Annotated in this window: 7 protein-coding genes; 2 read left to right on the top strand and 5 right to left on the bottom strand. The window is 43.0% G+C overall.

The window, feature by feature from the left end; genetic code table 11:
* Positions 1–603: 603 nt before the first annotated feature.
* The 5 genes from SAPGRDRAFT_RS16940 to SAPGRDRAFT_RS16920 form a co-directional block, all read right to left on the bottom strand.
* The gene (locus tag SAPGRDRAFT_RS16940) at positions 604–987 is read right to left on the bottom strand and encodes a hypothetical protein (RefSeq protein ID WP_002660531.1); all 384 of its coding nucleotides are present in this window, start codon (positions 985–987) and stop codon (positions 604–606) included.
* Positions 988–1,250: 263 nt separating this feature from the next.
* Entirely contained in the window at positions 1,251–1,595 is a 345-nt protein-coding gene (locus SAPGRDRAFT_RS16935; RefSeq protein WP_002660529.1) for a hypothetical protein, read from the bottom strand.
* 43 nt (positions 1,596–1,638) lie between these two features.
* Positions 1,639–2,073, bottom strand: coding sequence for a hypothetical protein (locus SAPGRDRAFT_RS16930; protein WP_002660528.1), 435 nt, complete (start codon positions 2,071–2,073; stop codon positions 1,639–1,641).
* A gap of 167 nt (positions 2,074–2,240) precedes the next feature.
* Complete coding sequence (locus SAPGRDRAFT_RS16925; RefSeq protein ID WP_253271358.1) at positions 2,241–3,119, bottom strand: hypothetical protein; 879 nt, start codon at positions 3,117–3,119, stop codon at positions 2,241–2,243.
* Between the two features lie 178 nt (positions 3,120–3,297).
* Positions 3,298–4,212, bottom strand: coding sequence for a hypothetical protein (locus tag SAPGRDRAFT_RS16920; protein WP_002660525.1), 915 nt, complete (start codon positions 4,210–4,212; stop codon positions 3,298–3,300).
* Between the two features lie 338 nt (positions 4,213–4,550).
* Between SAPGRDRAFT_RS16920 and SAPGRDRAFT_RS16910 the strand changes: the two genes are divergently transcribed.
* Both SAPGRDRAFT_RS16910 and SAPGRDRAFT_RS16905 read left to right on the top strand, forming a co-directional pair.
* On the top strand, positions 4,551–5,204 hold the full coding sequence (locus tag SAPGRDRAFT_RS16910; RefSeq protein ID WP_002660523.1) for a hypothetical protein: 654 nt from the start codon (positions 4,551–4,553) through the stop codon (positions 5,202–5,204).
* The gene (locus SAPGRDRAFT_RS16905) at positions 5,198–5,839 is read left to right on the top strand and encodes a hypothetical protein (protein ID WP_002660521.1); all 642 of its coding nucleotides are present in this window, start codon (positions 5,198–5,200) and stop codon (positions 5,837–5,839) included. The genes SAPGRDRAFT_RS16910 and SAPGRDRAFT_RS16905 overlap by 7 nt, the downstream gene beginning before the upstream one ends.
* Positions 5,840–6,000 lie beyond the last annotated feature (161 nt).

The raw sequence follows: 6,000 nt of genomic DNA, 5'->3' as shown, positions 1-6,000 counted from the left end.
TACCATCAATCAGCAAAAGAAGGCGAGTATAAGGAGTATAGCCTGCAAGAAGGCCATCAGTATTGCTTTTGGAGCGCATACTGAAGGCGGACCCTGCATCTATAGTGCGGAGAGGATTAAAATCCTCTACCGCTTTGAACTTAAACAAGGGTGATTTTTTCTTCGGTAGTTTGATTTTGTTTTTGTCTCCCCCATAAATTTCATAATAACCCTAGGGCCAAGGCCCTAGGCTATCGTTTTCAGACCGCCCTCTGCGAGGGCCTTTGGATCAGCCCCTTCCTTGCGAAAACAATTGAGCAAGGCCGTAAATCATAATTTGAGGCCCTTTAGGGCTGACTCCATTTATTAGCCTAGGGGCTTGTCCCTAGGCGATGAACAGCAGGCGGCAAAGCCGCCATGGCCGAAGGCCAAACGGCCTAGCGATGTGCAGGGGTGGCCCAAGGCCAGACCCAGCGGGCGCAGCCTGCGCAGGGCCGAGCGAGCAGCGAGCCCCGAAACGTAGCGCCGCAAGGCGAAGCCGCAGCGGAGGCCCCAAAAAGTTATCCCAATAAGCTATTTTTCTACTAGTTAGTGCTTGCTACAAAAAACTATAGCGAAAAACGACTAATCTTCACTCCAAATTTGATTTAGCTCATCTAATGTCTTTACTCCATGAGTAAACCGAACTTTTAAGTCTGAAAATGAAAATTTTAATTCAGGACAGGCACAACCAGGCAGCATAATAAGAGTAAAGGTCACTTCTATCCTTTCAGTCGAAGGAATAGGTTTGAAATCAACATAACTAATCTGACAGTCATCCCATTCCTCAATTTCATCATCTACACTAATATTTTTAACTTTAGAAAACTGAATGATTAATTTTGCTCTATCACAGCTAGACTCTACTTCAACTTCGATCCATTTATTCCTAAAATCAATCGTAAAATTTGAAAAAGTAGCATCGTGAAATTCTATATCTCGTAAGTCTTCTACAGTTACATTTTCCATAGTTTTTAAAAATTTATTAGTTATATAATTCCTCTGTCTTCCCTTCCCAAACAAACCCAAATCCATAAAAAACAGCTAATTGCAAATTAGGCATGAAAAAGGACAAGCCCGTTGGGGCGTCTTCAACGACCAACGGGAGTAACCGCCCGCCGAAGGCGGGAGGCCTATTTCCTTTCTAAAACTGCCAAAATAGATTTTTAATCACAATAAAGCCAAAGCGGGCAACTAACTGACTGCAAAACACCTTAATCCTAAAGCGTCCCCTAAAGTAAATAGCTACTTACAGAAGACTCCTCATCCCAAGAGTTTATAGTTTTCATTTCTACCAACTGCTTAGGCAGTTGGTTATCTGTTTTTAAAACAGCTATTGTTTTCCATCCTTGAGGGATCAAATCAAACTCTTTCCCAAATTGTTGAGTGACAAACCTAAGAGTTAATGATACCTCAATCGATTTTTCTCCAATAATCATATACTTAAACTCATGACCTACTAGAACATCTTCTTCTGAATAACTTAGGAACAAAGCTATTTCGTTAGCCTGTAGTAACAACCCTAAATTGCGTCTTACTGTATCTGATACAACTCCTTTTATAGCAATTCTAGACATTTAGATAGCTTTTTTTTGGCTATTATTTCACATAAAAAGCAAACTATTTATTTTCTAAATAAACATTTTGAATAATTCTTCTCCTCAGAGTAGGATAATATATTTTTCTTCTATAGTTCTCTCCTCCTACCCTTATGGTAACAGCACAACTATAATCTATACTCACAGAATAATACCCACGATGATCTGTTTGTAAATACAATGTATCAAAGCCTTGACAAGAATCATAATTTTGAGTGCCTTTATCTGACATAAATCTCTCACTATGAATGACTAAAGTCGTATTAGCCAAGCGCTGATTTGTGTTTTCATCCATAACAATCCCCTCGACTTTTACATTTCTTTGATCCACATTAGAAATAATAGCCAATACTACATAGGCAACAAAAAGCGCCACTGCCAAGCAGGAAAATAGCAGGCTGTATAAGAAGCAGCGAATAAATTTGAGGATCTTTTTTTTCTTTGCTGCTGGACTCATGGGGTTTCTTTGTATTTCAATAGGGTAATGCCGTAAGCTAAAAAATTTATTGCAACTATCCGCTTTCTGAGCAAACTGCCAAAAGCAAAACTTTAGTCCATGCTCAACGCACAAAGGGAGTGTAAGCTAGAAAACTCATCATGGAGCAGCTTAGAAGAAGGTTAATTTTAGTTCTGCAATATCTTATTTTTAGACCTGCAGGATCTGCCTTTCACTTGACATCCATCTATATAAAACTTATTCTTAAAAAAAGAAACTTCATCCGCCCATTCACTCACACACACATTACGGTGTGCATAGATAACATAATTAAATCTTGAATCAAAATCTAAATCAATCTTGAACTCTCCAAGAAGATTAAATTTAACTACAAAAGAGTCTTGAGTACTTGCTGGTAATGAATCGATTAAAATATTAAAGACTCCCTCTCTATTCGTCTGATACAGCTTATCATTGATAAACAAATGATTAACCAAAAAAGTGTCTTTTAACTCTAAGTCTAAAATAGTAAAATTTACTTCTCTGCTTTTTTCTCTATCAACCCGCTTTAGGTATGTAATATTACTTAGCTCATCAATTGATTTAAAAATCAAGCTATCTCCCTTTTCTTTTTCCAGAAAAAAGGGGAGTATAACCAAGCCTCCAATGGGGTACATTTTTTCGATAAAAACCGTGTTGGAATCAACCTTTATTAAGGTAAATCCGCCACGATCACTATATATACATTCAGTTGTTTTACAAGCGACTATCAATATCGGCATTAACAATAATAGTAAGCATTTAGTAACCGCATGCTGATATCCCAAAGCCACATTCACTAAAAATAGTGCTGGCAATAAATAATAGACTAAGAGCTCAATAGCCTCCAAAAGGTCTTTTCCCATAAAAAAATAGGAAATTCCAGCTGCGGCAACTACTGAAAACAATAAAATCATCCCATTTATTGAGAGGACAGTCAATTTGCGCTGCCATAATAATAAAACAGCAACTATTGGAATATAAGCAAAGAGGGCGGCCACTACTCCAAATACCAAAAAGTAGTACAAAACGGCCTGCCATTCTAACTCAAAATTGCTTTCTCGGCAAAAGCATAAGGCATACATTAAACTGCTAATCCCCCAAGCTAAAAAGGTTGTTAGTACAATCCGCGGCCTACTCAACATAGCTGCTATTTCTAAGTTTCAACTTAATTTCTTAAAGTCCCTATCACTAAAAAGGGGGGCACTACAAATTCGGCAAGCGCTTCCGAATTTGCTCAATAAATTCTTCATTTTCATGGGCAGCAGAGTCAGCAGATACATCATCGGCAAAGTCTTCATCATCTTTGTCGGTCAGGCCCAATTCTTTAAAAATGAGGCCCGCATGATAAGACTCTTTGCTATCTGCCGAATGGAAGTTGCGCAATAGCTGTTGGGCCACTAACTCTTTGCGGTACTCTAGATTTTGGTCAATTTCATAGGCCAAATCGAGTTTTGGGTCTTCTTTTGAGCTTTTTCCCTTGGCAAAAATGGCCGCAAAATCTCTTGTGCGATGCATATTAGAGCCCAAAAAGTCTTTGCTTTGGGCATTCATTTGCAGCTGTAGTTCTTCCTTGCGCAAACGCCGATCGACCAAAATACTATCTTCTGGCAAGCCCAAATCTTCCGCCTCCAAGGGGTCTTCATCCATAGTAGGGTCTCGGCCCTCTTCAGGGACCGGGGCCAAGCGGCCTTTGGCCGTGGTTTTTCGACTTTCCTGCTCCTCTTCCAAACTTTCCGTTAAATGCAAGGGGTCCTCTTCCTGCTCCTCGGCAGCTTCGGCTAATTCTTCGGCCAAATCCTCCTCTGTTTCTAGCGCTTCTTCCTCCTCCAATTCTATTTCTAAGGGTTCCTCCTCTTGCCCTTCAAGCTGTTCTTCTTCTGGCCAGAACTCTTCCTCCTCTTCGGCAACAAGCTGCTCGGGCGTTTCGCTCATTTCTTCATTTTCCTCCTCTTCCTTGGAGCTAGGCAAAAGCTGCCGCTCCAATTGCGCCATGGCCCGATTGACAGAAACTAGCTCATCTTCTTCCATTAGGCCTTTTTGACTTTCCTCATTGACCGAACTGAGCTGCTCTTCTTCCTCTTCTTCCTGATATATTTTGCTAAATTTCTTCTTATACATCTTGGGCCTATTTTAAACGTTTCTGGCTTCTAAATTACAGCTTTTAGCCCAATTCCCCAACTTTGTTTCGCCCTTATCGCGCAGCGATACTTTCATCGGCTGAGGGGCTGTAGCAGGGCCGCCAAAGGCGGCAGACCAAAGCGGCTTTGCCGCTGCAGGGCCGAGCAGACCTGCGAGCTGCGACAACCAGCCCCAAAGGGGCGCCAGTTCGACGAAGTAAATGGCCCGACCCAAGGCCGAAGGCCGCAGGGGCAGCCCCAAAAAATCATCTTAGCGAACTGTTAAAAATTCTTTGCTAAAGGACAAAATAGGCCTAACTTAGGGCAAACTAACAAAACATGCGATCTTTTATACTTTCTTTGGCCCTGCTTCTCGCCTTGGGGCAAACCGCCTGGGCCCAATGGCCCGATGAGCAAGACAGTAAGGCGAGTTTTGATCATTCGGCAGCTGGTTTATTGAGCTTGGGCCTGGCGGGACAAACCGCTAGCCTACTGCATCAAGAGGATTATCAAGCGCCAATGGGCGTAGGTGCAAATTTTCGCCTGCAACTGCATAACCGCATCAATACCGAATGGGCCCTGCATTATATGCAAGCCGATTTTGGCGAACAGGCCTTCCGAAAAGATATTTTTATTTCAGCCAATGCCCTCTTTTACCCCTTTCCAGGCAATGAAGATTTTGAGGAAAACTGGCGCCCTTTTATCTCTCTGGGCGGCAGTATGAATTATGGCGCCCTAGAGGCCAATGCCAACCCTAGCAATCAGGTAGATCGCTGGAACCCCGCTATAGCCTTGGGTTTGGGGACCCACCTTAACCTAACGCCCAAATTTGACCTCAGTTTTTCGACCCAATATATGCTGGAGTTTGGCGAGGAACTAAGCTGGCAAAACAATAATGGCCGCCTCTTGCTCCTGAGCTTGCCTAGCGAAAAAGTAGAGCAACGTTTCCTCTTTAGCCTCAGCCTTAACTATAAAATTGCAGACCTATGGTAAACCGAATATTTTTTGCGCTGGCCCTGCTCTTTTTCGGGCAAACTACCTTTGCACAATACGATCAATTAGAGGATTATGAAAAAGATGCCCCCTTTGCATCTACCGAGGGACTCCTCAAACTGAATTTTTCTTTTGCCTCTGGCTTTATGCCCAACCAAATTATTTATAACCACTATTTGCAAGGCAGCCTGGCCTATTTTCCAGAGAAAAAAGTGGCGCTAAGGGCCGATTTTTCTATGCTTTTGTCTAGCCCCAGCCAAGCCAGTATCCTCCAACAAAATACGGGCATTTATCTGGGCGGCTTCTGGCATTTTGTCGATAAACCCATCTGGGACCCCTATGTTGGCCTACAAGCGGGCCTGCACATTAGCCAAACTACCTACGAAAAACCCGGGTTTATCTATGCCCAATATGGCGATTTTCAAGTTTCGCCAGCCATTCAGTTGCAGACTGGTGTCAATTTCTACATCAGCAAATATTTACATTTATCGGCTGGCGCTCAGGCTATTGTGGCCGAACAAAGAGGCGGAAAAGTCCCTGATGATTATTCCCTCACGGAATTTAGAGCGCAGCTAGGCCTTGGCTTTCAGTTTGGCCTGATTGATCTGGAAAAGAAGAAAAATAGAGTGTTTTAGTTTTTTCTTTTGGGGCCCGCGGCCGGCTAGGCTTCGCCTAGGTCGGCCGCCGCTATGCTACGCCGCTCGCAGGTCTGCTCGGCCCTGCGTCGCTTTGCTCCTTGGTCTGGCGCTTCGCGCCACGGCTGCGCAGCGCTGGGCCGCTCAGCTGTTTTTTTTCA

This window comes from Saprospira grandis DSM 2844 (genome assembly GCF_000275825.1).
Taxonomy (GTDB): domain Bacteria; phylum Bacteroidota; class Bacteroidia; order Chitinophagales; family Saprospiraceae; genus Saprospira; species Saprospira grandis_A.
Note: the sequence above shows the minus strand (reverse complement) of the source record. Positions and strands in the feature narration are given on the sequence as shown.